Here is a 17,512-nt window from a genome sequence, read left to right as displayed (position 1 = left end):
TTTCGGGGTGTTAGCCTGCGCCGCGCGAACGGCATCCGCCGTTCCCCGCAAGGAGGTTCACATGTCATGCCGCCCCGTCACCGTCGTCACCGGAGGCAGCCGCGGCATCGGCGCCGCGACCTGCGTGCGCCTCGCCGCCGAGGGGCACGACCTGGTGCTCGGCTACGCGCGCGACGCGGCGGCCGCCGAGGCCACCGCCGAGCGCGTGCGGGCGGCGGGCGGGCGGTGCGTGACCGTACGCGGGGACACCTCCCGCGAGGACGCGGTCGAGCGGCTCTTCGACACCGCCGCCGCGGAACTGGGCCCGGTCACCGGGCTGGTGAACAACGCCGGGGTGACCGGCCCCCTGGGCCGGCTCGCCGACGCCCGGACCGAGGACCTGCGCCGGGTGGTGGAGGTGAACCTCCTCGGGTACCTGCTCTGCTGCCGGCGGGCCGCCCGGGACATGGCGGCGGCCGGCGGCGGGGCCATCGTGAACGTCTCCTCCGCGGCCGCGACGCTGGGCAGCCCCGGGGACTACGTCCACTACGCCGCCACGAAGGCGGCCGTCGACGCGCTGACCCTGGGCCTGTCCAAGGAGCTGGGCCCGGACCGCGTCCGGGTCAACGGGGTCGCGCCGGGGATCATCGAGACCGGCATGCACGCGGCGATGGGCGACCCGGACCGGCCGGCCAAGGCCGCCGCGGGGATCCCGCTCGGACGCCCCGGACAGCCCGAGGAGGTGGCCGGGGCCATCGCCTGGCTGCTGTCCGAGGACGCCTCGTACACGACGGGCGCGGTGCTGCGGGTCTCCGGCGGGCGGTGACCCCGGACCGGACCGGACCAGCCCGAACCGGTTCCGGCCCTCCGGCCCTCCGGCTCAGCCGAAGGCCGCCCGGGTCGCGGGGCCGTAGACGCCGCTCGGGTCGCCCTTGATGTCCCGGTCCCGCTGGAGCTGCGCGACGCCGCGCTTGGTCTGGCCGTCGTAGACCCCGGACACCTTGACGTACGTGAACCCCTGCCCGTACAGACGCTCCTGGAGGGCCCTCACCTCGGGCCCCTTGTCCCCCGGGCGCAGCGTCCCGGAGGAGTCCGGCTGCTTCGTCGGCCTGCCCGGGGTCGGGGAGCCGGTCGCCGGCCTCGACGGGGACGCGGAGGGGGCGCGGGTGGCGGAGGCTGCCGAGGGCTTCGCCGTGGCCGCCTGGTTGCGGATCTCGCTCTCCCCGGCGCCGGGGCTGCGGGCGGGCAGTGCCGGCAGGGCGAGGTCGGGGCGGGCCGCGGCCGGCGGGGGCTCCGGTTCGGGCCCACTCAGCAGGAACACCAGCGTGCCCGCCCCGGCCAGCGCCAGCAGGCCGAGGGCGGCGGGCGCGAGCCGGCCGCCCCGCCGCGCGGGAGCGGGTCCGGGGTCCGGGGCCGCGGCGCCGGCCGGGGGCGCGGACGGGACGCGCGGCAGCGGCTGCGTCGTCTCCTCCAGTGACTCCGGCAGCGACGGCCAGGCGGGGTACGCCGGGTCGTGGGGGTCCTCGGAGACGGCGACGTAGGGCCGTACGAAGTGGCGGTCGTCGGGCTCGGGCCCGTTCTCATCGGGGTGTGGGGACACGGTTGTCTCCGGGCGCGGACAGGGGGCCGGTGCGGCGGTGCGGGACCGGCCCCCTGTCCAGCCGGTCAGGCCCTGCGCCGCCGGGCGGCGAGGGCCGTGCCCGCCCCCGGGGCCGGCACGGTCAGCGGGGCGCGGGCGGATATCGGCATGTGGGACTTCTCCGAAGTACGGCTCATTCGGTGGCTCTTGAGCGGACTCTTTCCGTCCGCGACCGCTTCGTCAAGCCGGGTGTCCGTTCCGCCCCATCCATCCGTTCTGATCCGCCGCCGGACCGGGAGGTGACCGCCACCGTGAGGGCGGCCGCAAGCATCAGCGCGGCACCGGTGAGCGGGGCCGCCGGCACGGAGAGCCGGTCGACCGCGAGACCGCCGGCGAGGGCGCCCGCCGCTATGGCGAAGTTGAACATGGCCACCATGAGGGAGGAGGCGGCCTCGGCGGCCCCCGGCGCGGCGTGCAGCATCCAGCGCTGGAGGCTGACGGAGACCCCGCCGTAGACCAGGCCCCAGACCAGCAGCAGCGCGGTCCCGGCGGCGGCTCCCGGCACGACGGCGATCAGCGCCAGCACGGCGGTCAGGGTGGCGCTGACGGTGAGCAGCGTACGGCGGGCGTCGCGCGGCCCCGCCAGGAAGTTGCCCGCGACCCCGGCGAGGCCGTAGCCGAGGAGCAGGGTGCTGACCAGGCCGGACTCGACGCCGGAGACGTCCCGCAGGATCGGCCGTACGAAGGTGTACGCGGCGAACTGGCCGGTCACCACCAGGAAGGTGACGATGACTCCGGCACGCACCCCGCGGTTGCGGCGCAGCAGGGCGGGCAGTTCGCGGAAGGTGACGGGCCCGGACGGGGGCAGCGCGGGGAGCAGCAGGAGCAGGGCGGCGGCGGTGAGCGCGCCGAGGACGCCGACGGCGCCGAAGGCGGTGCGCCAGCCGCCGAGTTCGCCGAGGAGGGTGCCGGCGGGGACGCCGAGGACGGAGGCGGTCGGGACACCGCCGAAGATCAGGGCCGTGGCCCGTCCGGTGTGGTGGCCGGGGACCAGCCGGACGGCGAGCCCGCCCGCGATGGCCCAGAACCCGCCGACGCTGATGCCGATGAGCAGCCGGGCGGCCAGGAGCACCGTGAAGTCCGGGGCGAACGCGGCGGCGAGGTTGGCGGCGGCCATCAGGGCGATCAGCACGCAGAGCACGTGGCGCCGGTCCGTCCGGGCGGCGCCGACGGTGACGAGGGGTGCGCAGAGGCCGGCGACGAGGCCGGGGACGGTGACCATCAGCCCGGCGGTGCCGTCGGAGACCCCGAGGTCGGCGCCGACGGGGGTGAGCAGGCCGATGGGCAGCAGCTCGGAGGTGATCAGGCAGAAGATCCCCAGGGAAACGGCCGCCACGGCCGCCCATCCCCTGACGGGGCCGTGCCCGGAGGGGGGCGGCCCGGCGGGCGGGGTGGCGGGCGGCCCGGCGGGCGGGGCGGGCGGCCCGGCGGGCGGGGTGGGTCCGGGAACGCTGGACGCGGCTGGTTCGGTCATGCTCGGCACTCCGTACGGCAGGCGGGCGAGTGGTGCACGAGGGCACGGCGGCACCAGACCCCGGGGGTCGCGCCTCCCCCGTCGCCCGCACTGCCGTGCCGCGCCGATCGCGTTCCCGCCCATTCTGCGACCGCCGGGGCCGTTTCCGGCCGCCTCCCGAAGGATCGATTCGGCAACGTCCGGCCCGGTTCCCGGCATCACCCGGACGCGTGAGGATCCGAATCCGCCGGGCCCCGGACTACGGCATGGTGGTCGGATGCAGTTACGCCGGGCCGCCCTGCCCCTCTCCCTCCTCGCGCTCCTCGCGAGTGCCGGCTGCGTGTCCGTGGGCCCCGGGTCCGGCGGCCCGGACCCGGCACGGGGCTCCGTACCGCCAGTGGACGCACCGGACGCACCGCACGCGGCGGACTCCCCCGACGCCCCGGACGCCACCGGTGCGCGCCACGCGCACGATCCGCCGCCGGAGCCGCCCCTGCCGCTGGGCGAGCTCCCGGAGTCCGGGGCGGTCCCCGCGGCGCCGCCGCGGGTGCCGCCGCCCGTCCGCCGGGCCCGCCCGCCCGCGCAGCGCCCGGCGAAGCCCGCCGCGCCCCGGCGCGCCCGGACCGCCGAGCCGTCGGCGCCGCGCGTGCCGCGTCCGCCGCGCGGCGATGAGCTGTGCGAGGCGGCGGAGGGCGCGGTCCCGCCGTCGATCGTGGACCTGTGCGTACGCCAGTACGGCCGCTGACCGGAGCGGATCCTTCCGCCGGGCAGACTTGACCCTCACACGGTGTCAGGCCCTGCACTGGAGCACGTCATGTTCAACATCGGAGACTTCGCCAAGCACGGCCGGGTGTCGGTCCGCATGCTGCGTCACTACGACGCGCTCGGACTGCTGCGCCCGGCACGTGTCGACCCCGTGACCGGCTACCGCTCGTACGAGGCGGGCCAGCTGGCCCGCCTCAACCGCGTCATCGCCCTCAAGGAGCTCGGCTTCAGCCTGGAACAGGTGGGGGCGGTGCTCGACGAGAAGGTGACCGCGGAGGAGCTGCGCGGGATGCTGCGGCTGCGCCGGGCGGAACTGGAGACCGCCGCGGCCGAGGCTGCGGCCCGCCTGGTCCAGGTCGAGACGAGGCTCCGGACCATCGAGAGCGAGGGGACCATGTCCGCGGACGAGATCGTCGTGAAGAGCCTGCCGCCGGTACGGCTGGCCGAACTGAGCGGGGTGGCGGCGAGCTTCGCCCCGCAGGACATCGGGCCGGTCATCGGTCCTTTGTACGAGGACCTGTGCCGCCGGATCGAGACCGCCGGGGTGGTTCCGGCCGGTCCGGGTCTGGCCTACTACGAGGAGGCTCCGGACGGCGGGCCCGGAGCGGTCCTGGTGCACGCCGGGCTCCCGGTGGCGGCGGCGGTCCGCGCCGAGGACCTCGGGGCCGGGGTGCGGATCGTCGAGCTGCCCGGGGTCGAGCGGGCGGCGACCGTGGTGCACCGGGGCCCGATGGACGGCGTGCTGCCGACGGCGCAGGCCCTGGCCCGGTGGATCGACGCGCACGGCCACCGCTCGGCGGGCTACGCCCGCGAGCTGGCACTGGCCTGCCCGCAGGACCCGCGGGAGTGGGTCACCGAGCTCCAGGAGCCGCTGGCCTCCTGAGGGCCCGGTCGCGGACGGCCGCGCAGCGCCGGGCGGTGCCCCGGCGGGCCGTCCGCAGCCGGCGCACCGCTCCGTGCCCGCGCCGGCTCCACTCGGCGCGGGGCAGGCCGGCGCGCTGGCCTCCGCCGGTGATCAGGGCGTTGACGGGGGCGTGCGGGTCGGCGGCGACGCCCTTGGCGATCAGCACGCCGACGACGAGCGGCACCAGCGCGACCGCGAGCGCGGAGCCGGCGGCGGTCACGTGGCCGAGGCGCGGGCGGGGGGTTGCGGGTGCCGGGGTGTCCATGCCGTCATTCCAGCAGCGGCGCGGCGCCGGTGGATCGGGGCGGATACTCAGTCCGCCCGGCACGGGTACTCAGACGGCGGAGGGCTGCGGTGGAGACGGAACCCCAGGGCTTCGAGCCCGCGACCGGCGACGGCCCCGGGGCGGCCGGCGCGGGCCGGGCGGCCGAGGTGCGCACGGCGTACGAGGGGATGCTGCAGATCCGCCGGCTGCTGGCCGGCGGGGCGGGGGCGCCGGCCCCCTGGGAGCTGCGGCTGATGCCGCGCGCGGTGGCCCTGGTACTGGAGGCGGCGGGATTCCCGCCGTCGGCGGTGGACCCGGCCGGCCTGCGCGTCCGCACCGGCTACCGGGTGGCGGACGGGGCGGAGGGGGTGCGGGTGACCTGGACCGGCCCGCCGGGCGGGGGCGCCGCCGGGGAGGAGCAGGACCGTCTGAAGGCCTGCGCGGCGGAACTGGAGCGGCACGGCTGGGAGTGCCTCCTCTACCGGGGGCCGCGGGGGCGGCGGTTCCTGGAGGTGGAGGCTCCCGGTGGGCGGGTGGCCGGGGGCCGTCGGTGAGGACGGCGCCATGAGCCGCCACATCGGTACCGCGTCTCGGCCCTCGGGGTCCCCGCCTGTTCACCGCTGCCGGCCGGAGCCCTGCGGGACCACCGGGCCGGCGGGTCGCCGCTCTGGGCCGCGGCCGCCGCCCTGTTCCTCCTGGGCTCGGTCGCCGTTCTCGTGCGGGACGTCCGGCGCGGTCGCCTGAGGGCCTCCGCCTGACCGGCGGAGGCCCTCGGAGGTGCCGTCAGGCGCCGGAGACGGGGTCCCGGTGGCGCAGCAGCCGCAGCGCGTTGGCGACGACGACCAGGGTGGAGCCCTCGTGGACCAGGACGGCCGGGCCGATGCCCAGGCCGAGCGCGGTGGCCGGGACGAGGACGGCGACGATGCCCAGGCTCAGCCACAGGTTCTGCCGGATGATCCGGCTCGCGCGGCGGCTGAGGCCGGTGATGAAGGGGAGGCGGCGCAGGTCGTCGGACATCAGGGCGATGTCGGCCGTCTCCAGGGCCACCGCCGAGCCCGCCGCGCCCATGGCCACTCCCACGGTGGCCCCCGCCATGGCGGGGGCGTCGTTGACCCCGTCGCCGATCATGGCCGTGCGGGCGGTGCGGCGCAGCCGGGCCACCTCGGTGACCTTGTCCTGCGGCATCAGGCCGCCGAGCGCCTCGTCCATGCCCACCTCGCGCGCCACGGCGTCGGCCACGCGCTGGTCGTCGCCGGAGAGCATCACCGTGCGGGTCACGCCCAGGGCGCGCAGGGCGGCGACGGTCTCGGCGGCTTCCGGGCGGGGGGCGTCCATCAGGCCGAGGGTGCCCAGCCAGCGCTCTCCCCGGCGGACCAGCATCGTGGTGCGGCCGGTCCGGGCCAGCTCCTCGGTGCGCTCGCGCAGGGCGGGCGGTACGGGCGGTCCGGCGAGGGTGTCGGCGTAGGAGAGGCTGCCGATGTGGACGGTCTCGCCGTCGAGTTCGGCGGTGACCCCGCGGCCGATGACGGCGCGGAGGCCGACGGCTTCCGGGGTCGCGGCGGCCGGGGCGGCCGGGGTGCCCGCCAGCAGGGCCGGCGCGTCCCGTACGACGGCCTGGGCGAGGGGGTGGTCGCTGAGCCGCTGGGTGGCGAGGGCGGTGCGCAGCAGTTCCTCGCGGCCGGCTCCGTCGGCGGCCAGGGCCTCGGTGAGGCGGGGGCGGCCCTCGGTGAGGGTGCCGGTCTTGTCGAAGGCGAGGGTGCTCAGGCGGCCGAACTCCTCCAGCGGTGCCCCGCCCTTGACCAGCACTCCCCCGCGGGCCGCGCGGCCCACGGCGCTGAGGACGGCAGCCGGGGTGGCGATGGCGAGGGCGCACGGGCTGGCGGCGACGAGGACGGCCATGGCGCGGTAGAAGGTGTCGGTGAAGGGTTCGCCGGACAGGGCGCCGAATCCCAGCAGGGCGGCGACCAGGACGAGGACGCCGGGTACGAAGACCTTCTGGAAGCGGTCGGTGAACCGCTGGGTGGGCGAGGTGCGTTCCTCGGCGTCCTGGACCATCCGGACCATGCGGGCGAGGGTGTTGTCGGCGGCGAGGCGGGTGACGACCACGTCGAGGGAGCCGGAGCCGTTGACGGTGCCGGCGTAGAGGCGGCTGCCGGGGTCGGTGGCGGCGGGGTCGGCGAGGGCGGCGGCGCGGTCGGCCACCGGGGTCTTGTCGGCGGGGACGCTCTCGCCGGTGATCGGCGACTGGTCGACGCTGCTGCTGCCGGCGGCGACGAACCCGTCGGCCGGGACCCGGGTGTGCGGGCGGACCAGCACGGTGTCCCCGACGGCCAGCTCCTCGACGGGCACCTCGACGGCCTCGGCGCCGCCGCGCCGGACGAGGGCGGTGCGGGGGGCGAGGGCGCCCAGGGCCTCGATGGAGCGCCGGGCGCGGCCCATGGCGTACTCCTCCAGGGCGTGGCCCAGGCTGAAGAGGACCAGGAGGACGGCGCCCTCCTCCCAGCGGCCGATGGCGGCGGCTCCGGCCGCGGCGACGAGCATCAGGAAGTCGACCTGGAAGCGGCCCTCGCGCAGGGTGGCGACGGCCTCGCGGAGGGTGAAGAACCCGCCGAAGACGTAGGCGGCCACGAAGAGCGCCTGGGAGGCGGAGCCTGCGTTGCCGGTCAGCTGGAGGGTCAGCCCGGTGAGGTAGACGGTGAGGGCGAGCAGGGCGCTGACCAGCTCCGCGCGCGCTCCGGCCTTCTTCGCCACGTCACGCATGGCGTCACGCATCACGTCATTCATGACATCAATATATCAGCACATCGAAATATGTAGACGTGTGTACGTCCTGATCTCCCGATCTAAGGTGGCCCCCATGGAACCAGCCGTGGAACCCACGCTCACCGAGCCCGACGCGGCCGCGGTCGCCGAGGTCATGCAGGGCCTCGCCTCACCCGCCCGGATCCGCATCCTGGCCCGGCTCCTGCACGCGCCCTGCTCGGTCGGTGGGCTGGCCGAGGCCCTCGGCCTCGGCCAGCCCACCGTCTCCAACCACCTGCGCCTGCTGCGCCACCTCGACCTGGTGGCCGGGCGGCGCGACGGGCGCAGCGTGGTCTACGAACTGCACGACGAGCACGTCACCGCCCTGCTCCGGCAGGTGCTGGAGCACGTGCACCACGGACGTCGGGGCTAGGGCCGCGCCCTTCGGATCGGGCCGGGCCCGCTACGGCGCCCCGAAGGTCAGCCGCAGCTGCGGCGTCCCCTCGTTGGCCGCGGCCTCCGAGGACCACAGCCACAGGGCGTCGGTCCCGGCCGCGGTCAGCGCCAGGCCGTACGGTCCGCCCAGCGCGCCCGCGAGGGCGGCCGCGTTCAGCCCGGCGGTGTGGACCGCCGAGCCGTCCGGGATGCCGGGGAAGCTCCCGAGCGCCGGGGAGCCCGTGGCCGGCCGGCTGTTGTAGCTGGTCCCGGCCTCCGACCAGGCGCCGGTGACCGGGACGACCGAGACGGCGTCGGTGGTCCCGGCGCCCGCCATGGTGCTGGTCTTCACGCTCAGCGCAGCCGACTTGAGGACCTTCCCGGCGGGCGCGGCGGGCAGCTCGAAGCGCAGGTAGCTCGTGTACAGCGGGGTGCCGCGCACGGCGAGGGACCCGGAGGTGCCGTAGTTGGCGGCCGGGGCGCCCGCGTTGGCGTACGTGTCCTCGGCCGCGGTGAGCGTGACGACCGAGTCGGCCGGGGCGGAGGCCAGGGTGAAGTGGTCCTTCACCTGCGCCGCGGTGAGCACGCCGGGGTAGATCGCGGTCTCGTCCAGCCGGCCCGCCCAGTGCTCGCTGCCCGGGCGGTCCGGCCAGCCGCCGAGGCCGTCGAAGCCGGTGCGCCAGTAACCCGCGAAGTCCTCGTGCGTGGTGACGTCCAGGGTGCCCTTCAGGACGCCGTCCACGTACAGGGCCATCCCGCCGGGGCCCTGGGCGGCGACGACGTGGTGCCACTTGTCGTCGTTGTAGGCGGCGGCGGTGGTGATGGTGCGGGTGGCTCCGGTGTAGACGCCGTAGACCAGCCGGCCGTCATCGGTCATGTAGACGTGCTTGTCGTACCTGCTGCTGCCGCCCGCCTGCTGGTTGCCGAAGCCGACGAGCTTGCCGCCCTGCGTGGTGCCCGTCCTGAACCAGGTCTCGATGCTGTAGGTGCCGCCCACGGTCTGCCGGCGGTCGCCGTACACGTGGGCGTCCGTGCCGTTGAAACCGATCGCCGTGCTCGCACCGCCCACCGCGCCCGGCGACTGGCGCAGGGCCGGGCCGCCCTGGTGGACGCCCGCTTCGTTGCCGCCGGCCGAGGAATCGGCGGCGTACGGCAGGACCGCGTCGTCGTAGCGCCAGTACAGCTGGGCGCCGTCCGCGCGGACCCGGCTCGGGTAGGCGTCGGCCGTGACCGGTACCGTCACGGTCACCGGGGCGGACTGGGCGCTGGTGTTGCCCGCCGCGTCGGTGGCCGTCACCCGGTAGGTGTACGTCTGGCCGGCCTGGGCGGTGGTGTCCGTCCAGGAGGCCTGCGGGCGCTTGAAGAACAGCGAGTCGGCGGTGACCGTCCCGACCGGGGTGGCCGAGCCGTTGCGGTGGATCCGGTAAGTGAGCGCGCTGTCGTCCAGGTCGAGGCTGGTCCGCCAGCGCACCTGCACCTCGCCCGACTTGAAGGCCGCCGCGCTCGCGACGGGAACGGTGGGCGCGCCCGTGTCGTTCGTGGAGGAGAAGCGCGTCAGGCTCTGCTGCGCCGCCCCGTTGACGGTGGTGAACTCGCCGCCCAGCCAGAGGTAGGGGACGCCCGCCTTGGCGCCGACCGCCATCACGCGCGGGCCGATGCCCTCGCCGATGCCGTCGTTGGTGTCGGGGGACCAGCCGAGCTTGCCGGTGCTCGTGGTCGGCTGGGCCAGCAGGTGGTGGCGCTGGCCGTCGGGGAACTCGCCTACGCCGGAGCAGTCGTGCGCGTGCGAGGCGCTGTAGAGCACGTTCCGGTACGGCAGGACGGCCTGGGTGGCGCCGAGGCAGGTGTCGCGCCAGCGCTGCCCGAAGCCGGCCAGGTCGAGGGCGATGCGGCCGTCGAAGACCCCGCCGCCGGTGCCCTCGTTGGCGGTGTAGAAGCCGGTCGCGTCGGTCGCGATGTCCTTGACGACCGAGTTGGTCTCGATGAAGCCCGGGTAGGCCTTCGTGAGGGCTCCACTGGCGGCGTCGACGACGGCCAGCGCGTGCGTGTCCGTCCCGTTCAGCGTGAAGAAGTCACCGCCGAGCAGGACGTTCCTGCCGTCCGGGGTGACCTCGACGGCGCGGCCCGGCTCGTCCGCGTCGGCCCGGAAGGGGCGCAGCGCGCCGTCCGCGGCGGCGACGGCGGCGAAGCGCCGGCGCGGCTGGCCGGCCACGGTGAGGAAGTCGCCGCCCGCGTAGACGGTGTCGCCGGTGACGGCGATGGCCCGTACGGTGGCCGCGAAGGCCGGCCGGAAGGAGGGCTTCACCGTGCAGGTGGCCACGTCGATGGCGGCGATGCTGGAGACCGGGGTGCCGTTGACCGCGCCGAAGTAGCCGCCCGCGTAGAGGGTCTTCTTGTCCGGCGAGACGGTGAGCGCCCTGACGGTCGCGGTGCCGCTCGCGACGGTGAAGGACAGTTCGCACGAGGTCGGGGCGCCGGTGGCGGCGTCGAGCGCGGCGAAGTTGACCGCCTGGCGCTCGGTGCCGGCCGCCCCGGCGGGCGGGCGTACGGCGGAGAAGGTTCCGCCGGCGAAGACGGTGCCGCCCGCCTCGGCGAGGGCCCAGACGACCCCGTTGGGCTGCCAGGTGGGCAGCGGGTCGGCGGTGAAGGCCACTGGCGGGGTGACGGCCGCCGCGTCCGGGACGAGGCCGAGGCCGACGACCGCGCCGGTGCCGGCCAGTGACAGGGCGAGAGCGGCCGCCAGGCCTCTGGATCTGCGCATGAACCCCCCAGTTCGTCGTGCGCCGCGCTGCCGTACGGCAGGCGCACGGATGTTCTTCGTACGGGCGCACCCTAGGGCGGATCTCCGTGCCGGTCACCACACTTGACCCATCGGTTGCCGAACGCCCCGGGCGTGGCGGAGCCTTCGCCTACCCTTCCCACATGATCGTTTCAACTGAGCCCGTGCCGCCCGTGCGCCTGGTGATATTCGACTGCGACGGCGTCCTCGTCGACAGCGAGCCCCTCGCGGCCCGCGTACAGGTGGCCCTCGGCGCCGAGCTGGGCTGGCCGCTGACCGAGGCCGAGGTGATCGAGCGCTTCATCGGCCGCTCCGCCGCACACGTGCGGGAGGAGGTCGCGGCCCGGCTGGGGGCCGCGACGGCCGAGGAGTGGGACGAGCGCTTCGCCGTCCTGCACGCCGAGGCGGTGGACGCGGGGCTGAGGCCGGTCGAGGGGCTGCCCGAGGCCCTCGACCGGATCTCCCTGGCGACCTGCGTCGCCTCCAGCGGCTCCCACGAGAAGATGCGGCACACGCTGGGCCGTACGGGCCTCTACGAGCGCTTCGCCGGCCGCATCCACAGCGCCACCGAGGTGCCCCGGGGCAAGCCCGCCCCGGACGTGTTCCTGTACGCGGCCCGGCGGATGGGCGTCGAACCGGCTGCGTGCGTGGTGGTCGAGGACAGCCTGCCGGGCGTGCGTGCGGCGCGCGCCGCCGGGATGCGCTCGCTGGGCTACGCGGGCGGTCTCACCCCGGCGGACGTGCTGGCCGGTCCGGGCACGGTGGTCTTCACCGACATGCGCGAACTCCCCGCCCTGCTGGAGGGCATGGCCTGATCCCCACCGGGTTCCGCTAGGAGAGCGGGCGGCAGAGCAGGGCCGCCGGTGAGGGGCGCGAGCCGGCCCGGGTGGTGAAGGCGATGCCCGCCGCGTACTCGGTGGGCGCGCACTGGCCCTTGTAGTGGCCCCGGGCGTAGTCGCCGCCGCCCGCTCCCGCCGGGCGGTTGTCGGCCCGGTCGAACCAGAGGGTGCGGCCGGCGCCCGTCGGGAGGGCGGTGCGGGCCGGGGCGCACAGGGCGGCGGAGACGCGCTCGCCGCGCAGGCTGTACCCGATCAAGAACTGCCCCGCCGGGCACTGGAGCTTGGTGTAGCCGGTGGCCCAGTCGCCGCCCGGCGGGACGTACGCCTCGTCGCGGACCACCGTGTGCCCGCCGGCCGCCGCGCGCAGGTCCGAGGTGGTGCACAGGCCGCGTCCGCCGGTGTGGGAGAGGCCGGCCAGCCGGGCGCCGTCGGGGCAGACGGCCTTGCGGGCGCCGCTGTCCCAGTCCCCGGCGGCGCGGGTGAGCAGGGAGGCGTCGTGGTCCCGGTGGTCGGTGCTGAGCTGGTACCAGGCCGGGGTGGCGGGGACGGGTCCGGTGCGGCCGGGGGTGCCGGCCAGGGCGGTCCAGGTGGCGGTGCGCCAGTCGGCGGGGTCGAGGACCCCGGTGCGGCGGCCGGCGGAGTCGTAGCGGAGCACGGCCCAGCTGTCGCCGCCGGGGGCGCCCTGGGCGGTGGTGCTCCAGCCGACGAGCGGCCAGTACGCGAAGTCGGCGTCGGCGGCCGTGAGGTAGGAGGCGAGGTTCTGGAACCAGGCGCGCGGGGCGGCGCCCGTCTCGTCCGCGCCGATGCCGAACTCGCTGATCCAGACGGGGGCGGTGAAGTGGGTGCCGGTCTCGGCGGAGACGAAGAAGGCCTGGTCGTACAGGGTCTGTTCGAGCTGGGCCCGGGTCATGTCCTGGTAGCGGGGGTCGTGGGTCTCGCCGAGGCCGGTCGCGCCGCTGTGGCGGGGGCCGGTGTATCCGTAGAAGTGGGCCGAGTACACCAGCTTGTCGGAAACGACCAGGGTGTGCGAGAGGGTGCGCACGGGGGTGAGGGTGGGGCGCTCGTGGGGGAACCCGTCGAGGGGGATGCCGGTCCAGTTGATGCCTTCGACGACGATGAGCAGGTCCGGGTTGGCCTCGGTGAGGATCCGGTCGGCGGCCTCCTGGGAGGCGGCCTGCCAGTCGTGGCCGTCGCCGAGGCCCCAGTTGGGGTCGTCCCAGGTGTCACGGCGGACCTCGTTGTAGAGGTCGGCTCCGACCACGCGCGGGTTGGCGCGGTAGCGGCGGGCGACGGACACCCAGTCGTCGGCCCACTGGGCGGTGGAACGGCCGCTGTTCCAGCGTTCGTTGCCGTCGAGGCCGCAGCACCAGCGGGTGGTTCCGGTGTGGTTGTTGAGGATGACGGCGAAGCCCGCGTCGGTCAGGGCGGTGACGACGGCGTCGAAGACCTGGAGCGGGGTGCGCCCGCGCAGGGCCGGGTTGGCGGCGACGGCCGCGTCCGGGACGGGGGTGGTGGTGCGGAGCATCTCGTTGGAGAAGGGCAGCCGGATGCTGTTGAGCCCGAGGGCGCGGAAGTCCGCGAGCAGCGCGGGCATCGGGACCCGGTCGAGGCCGATCGGGATGCCGTGGGAGTCCTGGCCGCTGTGGTGGGTGGCGGGGTCGGTCCGGTCGCCGGAGCCGTTCCAGGAGCCCTGGGCGCCGTCCCAGTTGCCGGAGCGCAGCCGGAAGCGCTCGCCCCGGGCGTCGACGACGTAGCGGCCCCGGGTGGAGAGCGGGGGCGTCCAGGCGGTGTCGGCGGCCGGGGCGGACTGGGCGGATGTCGCGGCCGTCGCGGATGTCGCGGTCGGACGGGCCGGGGGTGGTGCGGGGGCGGCGGCGGCCGGGGGCGCTCCGGCCGCCAGGAACAGCACGCTCAGCAGCACCCGTACGAGGCTCTTCATCTCGCTCCCACCCGCTCCGGCCGCCCGCTCCGGGCGGCTGCGGCGGACAAGTTACCGGCCGGTCGCAGCGGGCGGAAGGCACGGGAGCGCCCCGGTGCACACCCTCCGGGGCGGAGGCGTCAATTCCGCCCCTCGCGGGCCATCCCTTCACACCCGGCCACCCGGCCGAAACCGCCCCGCGCACGCTCCGGCGCCTCTACCGTGCCCTGAGGGGACACCGGCAACGGGAGGGCGGGGCTGATGGACGACGACGAGGACATGCGGCTGGCGAGGATCACACCGGAGATCTCCCGCCGCACCCTGGCGATGCTGCGCGGGCTCGCCGGGCTGGAGCCGCCGGAGCAGGTGCCGGAGGACGCCATGACGGTCGCCGACGCGATCCTCGACGACCACGGCACGGACGGGCTGCGGGTGCTGGTGATGACGCTGGCCGCCTGGGCGACCGCGCAGATCGAGAACGTGGCGGAGCTGAGCGGGCGCAGCCACGAGGCGGTGCTCGACGCGATGGAGCTGGCCTGTCTGGAGGCCAATGCCGAGGAGTAGCGGCCGGAAGGGACGGAGGGGTTTCTTCCGCCGGGGTGCGGGTGACGCTCCGGGGCAACCCGGCCCGTCGTCCGCCACCCTCGGTGGACGGCGGACGACCGACCGTTCCCGTACCGCGGCACGCCCTGAACCGGGCCCGGGTCGGCGACACTGGGGAGACCAGAGGCTTGTGGGGGGTCGTGATCGGAGGCCGTCGTGAGCACACCTTCCCCCATCCGGATCGCCGCCGTCCTGTCGGCCGAGCACCGCGGCCGCCTGATGTCGCACGCCCGTGAGGTCAACTTTCCCGAGGGCGCGCGGCTCTTCGACGAGGGCCGGCCGGCGCAGACGTTCTGGATCGTGCGCTCCGGCACGGTGACCCTGGAGATCCCGCTGCCCGGCCGCCGCACCCCCGCGCCCGTCGAGAGCCTCGGCCCCGGGGAGCTCGTCGGGTGGTCGTGGCTGTTCCCGCCGTACGTGTGGCAGCTCGGCGCCGAGGCCATGACCCCGGTACGCGCCTACGAGTTCGACGGGGCGACCGTCCGGATGCTGATGGACGCCGATCCCGCTTTCGGCTCCGCGATCGGACACTGGGTCGGACGGGTCCTCGCCGTCCGGCTCCACCAGACCCGCACCCGGCTCCTCGACCTCTACTCCCCGCGCTCGGGTGCGGGCCGCTGAGCGGCCGGTCCAGCGAGGGCACGAACCGCCGAGGGGCGCTCCAAACCTTTCGGGGAGGGGTGTTCGGCCGTTTCCCGGAATCCCTCCCCCGCAGGTCACGGCGGCACGGGACGGACGGATACGACTGCGGACTGCGCTCATGCGCTCACGATCAGTGACGAGAAATGGCGGTACGAACGGGCGTTCACGCTCCGGATCGGCAAGACTCCCGTCCGTTATCCGAAACGTCGACCCGAGGAGTGTTCGAAATGCGGTCCATCACCAGGAGTCTGGGACTGGCTTCCGGAGCAATGGCCCTCACCGCCCTCACCGCGCTGGCCGGGACCGGAGCCGCCGACGCGGCACCGACCGGAACGCAGAGCCTGTACTCGCCGTCCGCGCTCGTCGTCAGCGTGACGGCCGGGGAGGACACGGTCAACGGGACGGTACTGCGCGCGGCCACGCTGGTGTGCGCGCCCCGGCCCGGCGGCACGCACCCCGACCCGGCGGCGGCCTGCGCCGAGCTGCGGGCCACCGGGGCCTCACTGGACGCCCTCGCCGCTCCGCGGCCGAACAGCGCCTGCACCAGGGAGTGGAACCCGGTGACCGTCACCGCCGAGGGCGTGTGGCAGGGCCGCCGGCTGAGCTACACGTACACCTTCGGCAACCCCTGCGGGCTGCGCAGCACCACCGGGGTGCTCTTCGGCATCTGAGGCCCCGCGCCCTGGAGCCGGGGCCGGGGCGGGGGCCGGGCGGCGCCGTGCGACCGCCGTCCGGCCCCCGCCCCGGCCGCTCAGCCCAGTTCCAGACTGGTGACCCCGTACAGCCCGGCCAGCTCGACGTCCGGCGCCGGGCCGGTGTACATGCGGGCCGTCTCGAAGGACGGGGTCAGCCCCAGGCCGGTGGCCACCGCCGCCGCCTCCGGGTTCGCGTCGGGCACGTCCACGGCCACCTCCCCGCCAGGGACGTGCCCGGCGAGCCGTCGGACGAGGGCGGCGGCCACCTGCGGGGTCGCGGCGTAGAGCGGGCCGACGCGGGCGGCGCCGCTGCACGGGCGGACCACGCCGAGGCCCTCGATCCGGCCGTCCCGGACGGCCGCGAGGGCGGTCCGGCCGGGCAGCGAGGTCCAGGCGGCCAGGAAGGCGTCCCGCGGCTCGGGGAAGAAACGGCGGTCGTAGGCGGCGAGCCGCGCGAAGGGCAGCGAGGCCGCGTCCACGATCTCCACACCGCCGGACGCGGCGTCCGCACCGCTGCCGGCGGGCCCGGGCACGCCCTCGTAGCGCATGGTGGTCCAGGCGGAACGGAAGCCGGACTTGCGGTAGTTGTGCTGCTGTTCGACCACCCCGTCGAGTCCGACGAGCCGCCCCTTGAGCCGGTCCATCCCGGCCTGCCACAGCCGGATCCCGTAGCCCCGGCCGCGTACGTCGGGCCGGGCGATGTAGAAGCCGATGAAGCCGAACCCGGTGCCGTAGCGCACGGCGGAGATGCAGGCCACCGGTTCCCCGTCCAGGCGCCCGACCAGGAAGCCCTCCGGGTCGGCGACCGCGAAGGCGAAGCGGTCGCTGTCCCCCGGGTTCCACCCCTCCTGGTCCGCCCAGGTGCGCAGCAGTTCCATGTCGGCGGCGCTCGCGCCGGTGATCTCGAATCCCGTCATGGGCGGTGTTGTACCAGAACGCCGGGGGCGTGCGCAGGAGCGCTATCCGGCCGTCAGCAGCCCGGCGAGGGCGGCCGGGTCGACCGCCGGGTGCAGGTCGCTGACCTGGCCGTCGCCCACCTCGACGACCCGCCAGACCCCGTCCTCGCGCAGCGCGAGGTCGGTGGTGACGAAGCGGCAGCCGAGCGCCGCGACGGCGGACCGGACCGGCCCGAGGGCCGGGTCGGAGACCCCGGCGGCGGGCTCGGCGTGACCGGGGTGGTCGGGGTGCGGGGTGGCCAGCCGGGGTTCCCCGTCGAACCACCAGACGCGGACCTCGGGACCGGTGAAGCGCTCGAAGGCGCGCAGGACGATCCCGCCCGCGAGGAACTCGTCCTGGAGTTCGACGAACCGGCTCACCACCCGGTGCACGGCGGGGCGGTCGGCGAGGTCGGGGAGGTGGCAGGCCTCGTCCCATTCGTGCTTGCGGGACTTCACGTAGTCCTTGACGATGCCCGCCCCCGCCGGGAGTGCGGCGGCGAGGGCCGCGAGCCGCTCCCCGTCCGGGACCCGCCCCGGCGCGGCGGGCAGCCAGCGGCTGGCCGGGGTGAGCCCGGCGAACGTCTCGTACCAGCCCGGGAGTTCATGGGCGCGCCGGTAGGCCCCGGGAGTCACGGCCAGCCGGGCTCCGCGCCCGCCCAGGGCCGCGTCGAGGGCGGCGTACCGCTCGGCGGGGACCATCCAGCCCCGGTACCAGACGGCCCCGGCCCCGGCCGGGACCCGGGCCACGGCCCGCTCGGCGTCCCCGGCGAGGAGGGCGTCGTGGTCGACGAGCGCGACGGTCCCGCCGGCGGCCCGCAACTGCCGGGCCTCGGCCGCGAAGTGGGCGTCGGCCCGGCGTTCGTGCAGCGGGTCGTGGCAGTAGAGGACGGTGGCTGTCGTGTTCACTCCCCCACGA

The 17,512-nt window shown here is 75.8% G+C and carries 17 protein-coding genes; 9 read left to right on the top strand and 8 right to left on the bottom strand.

Annotated elements, in window-relative coordinates:
* Nucleotides 1-61 precede the first annotated feature (61 nt).
* A complete protein-coding gene (locus tag OG553_RS31560) occupies nt 62-805 on the top strand; it encodes an SDR family NAD(P)-dependent oxidoreductase (RefSeq protein ID WP_405982250.1) in 744 nt (247 codons plus the stop codon).
* A 54-nt stretch (nt 806-859) separates the two neighbouring features.
* Here the strand turns inward: OG553_RS31560 and OG553_RS31555 are convergent, their stop codons facing one another.
* Complete coding sequence (locus OG553_RS31555; RefSeq protein ID WP_405982249.1) at nt 860-1,579, bottom strand: peptidoglycan-binding protein; 720 nt, start codon at nt 1,577-1,579, stop codon at nt 860-862.
* Nucleotides 1,580-1,751: 172 nt separating this feature from the next.
* A complete protein-coding gene (locus OG553_RS31550; protein ID WP_405982248.1) occupies nt 1,752-3,092 on the bottom strand; it encodes an MFS transporter in 1,341 nt (446 codons plus the stop codon).
* A 256-nt stretch (nt 3,093-3,348) separates the two neighbouring features.
* Between OG553_RS31550 and OG553_RS31545 the strand changes: the two genes are divergently transcribed.
* Nucleotides 3,349-3,816, top strand: a complete 468-nt coding sequence (locus OG553_RS31545) for a hypothetical protein (RefSeq protein ID WP_405982247.1) — start codon at nt 3,349-3,351, stop codon at nt 3,814-3,816.
* Between the two features lie 69 nt (nt 3,817-3,885).
* Nucleotides 3,886-4,719, top strand: a complete 834-nt coding sequence (locus OG553_RS31540) for a MerR family transcriptional regulator (protein ID WP_405983193.1) — start codon at nt 3,886-3,888, stop codon at nt 4,717-4,719.
* On the opposite strand, the gene OG553_RS31535 is transcribed toward OG553_RS31540, so the two are convergent.
* The gene (locus tag OG553_RS31535) at nt 4,688-5,005 is read right to left on the bottom strand and encodes a hypothetical protein (RefSeq protein ID WP_405982246.1); all 318 of its coding nucleotides are present in this window, start codon (nt 5,003-5,005) and stop codon (nt 4,688-4,690) included. The genes OG553_RS31540 and OG553_RS31535 overlap by 32 nt on opposite strands.
* 89 nt (nt 5,006-5,094) lie before the next feature.
* Between OG553_RS31535 and OG553_RS31530 the strand changes: the two genes are divergently transcribed.
* Entirely contained in the window at nt 5,095-5,559 is a 465-nt protein-coding gene (locus OG553_RS31530; RefSeq protein ID WP_405982245.1) for a hypothetical protein, read from the top strand.
* A gap of 229 nt (nt 5,560-5,788) precedes the next feature.
* Here OG553_RS31530 and OG553_RS31525 read toward each other — a convergent pair whose 3' ends face one another.
* Complete coding sequence (locus OG553_RS31525; RefSeq protein ID WP_405982244.1) at nt 5,789-7,789, bottom strand: heavy metal translocating P-type ATPase; 2,001 nt, start codon at nt 7,787-7,789, stop codon at nt 5,789-5,791.
* Between the two features lie 73 nt (nt 7,790-7,862).
* On the opposite strand from OG553_RS31525, the gene OG553_RS31520 reads away from it, so the two are divergent.
* Complete coding sequence (locus tag OG553_RS31520) at nt 7,863-8,180, top strand: ArsR/SmtB family transcription factor (protein ID WP_405982243.1); 318 nt, start codon at nt 7,863-7,865, stop codon at nt 8,178-8,180.
* 30 nt (nt 8,181-8,210) lie between these two features.
* Here the strand turns inward: OG553_RS31520 and OG553_RS31515 are convergent, their stop codons facing one another.
* Nucleotides 8,211-10,943, bottom strand: coding sequence for a DNRLRE domain-containing protein (locus OG553_RS31515; protein WP_405982242.1), 2,733 nt, complete (start codon nt 10,941-10,943; stop codon nt 8,211-8,213).
* Between the two features lie 161 nt (nt 10,944-11,104).
* Between OG553_RS31515 and OG553_RS31510 the strand changes: the two genes are divergently transcribed.
* On the top strand, nt 11,105-11,776 hold the full coding sequence (locus tag OG553_RS31510; RefSeq protein ID WP_405982241.1) for an HAD family hydrolase: 672 nt from the start codon (nt 11,105-11,107) through the stop codon (nt 11,774-11,776).
* A 16-nt stretch (nt 11,777-11,792) separates the two neighbouring features.
* Here OG553_RS31510 and OG553_RS31505 read toward each other — a convergent pair whose 3' ends face one another.
* Nucleotides 11,793-13,739: a glycoside hydrolase family 5 protein gene (locus OG553_RS31505; RefSeq protein ID WP_405982240.1), complete on the bottom strand. Its 1,947-nt coding sequence runs from the start codon at nt 13,737-13,739 to the stop codon at nt 11,793-11,795.
* Nucleotides 13,740-13,979: 240 nt separating this feature from the next.
* On the opposite strand from OG553_RS31505, the gene OG553_RS31500 reads away from it, so the two are divergent.
* The 3 genes from OG553_RS31500 to OG553_RS31490 all read left to right on the top strand — a co-directional run bounded on the left by OG553_RS31500 (nt 13,980) and on the right by OG553_RS31490 (nt 15,634).
* Nucleotides 13,980-14,282 (top strand): hypothetical protein, encoded by a 303-nt coding sequence (locus OG553_RS31500; RefSeq protein ID WP_007262440.1) that lies wholly within the window; start codon nt 13,980-13,982, stop codon nt 14,280-14,282.
* Between the two features lie 195 nt (nt 14,283-14,477).
* A complete protein-coding gene (locus tag OG553_RS31495) occupies nt 14,478-14,942 on the top strand; it encodes a Crp/Fnr family transcriptional regulator (protein WP_405982239.1) in 465 nt (154 codons plus the stop codon).
* A gap of 248 nt (nt 14,943-15,190) precedes the next feature.
* Nucleotides 15,191-15,634, top strand: a complete 444-nt coding sequence (locus tag OG553_RS31490; protein WP_405982238.1) for an SSI family serine proteinase inhibitor — start codon at nt 15,191-15,193, stop codon at nt 15,632-15,634.
* Nucleotides 15,635-15,714: 80 nt separating this feature from the next.
* Here the strand turns inward: OG553_RS31490 and OG553_RS31485 are convergent, their stop codons facing one another.
* A complete protein-coding gene (locus OG553_RS31485) occupies nt 15,715-16,575 on the bottom strand; it encodes a GNAT family N-acetyltransferase (RefSeq protein WP_405982237.1) in 861 nt (286 codons plus the stop codon).
* Nucleotides 16,576-16,617: 42 nt separating this feature from the next.
* Nucleotides 16,618-17,502, bottom strand: a complete 885-nt coding sequence (locus OG553_RS31480) for an ATP-grasp domain-containing protein (protein ID WP_405982236.1) — start codon at nt 17,500-17,502, stop codon at nt 16,618-16,620.
* Nucleotides 17,503-17,512: the final 10 nt, after the last annotated feature.

It is taken from the genome of Streptomyces sp. NBC_00158, from assembly GCF_045160885.1.
Lineage (GTDB): Bacteria > Actinomycetota > Actinomycetes > Streptomycetales > Streptomycetaceae > Streptomyces.
The sequence above is the reverse complement of the archived record's forward strand: the minus strand, read 5'-3'. Positions and strand labels throughout refer to the sequence as shown.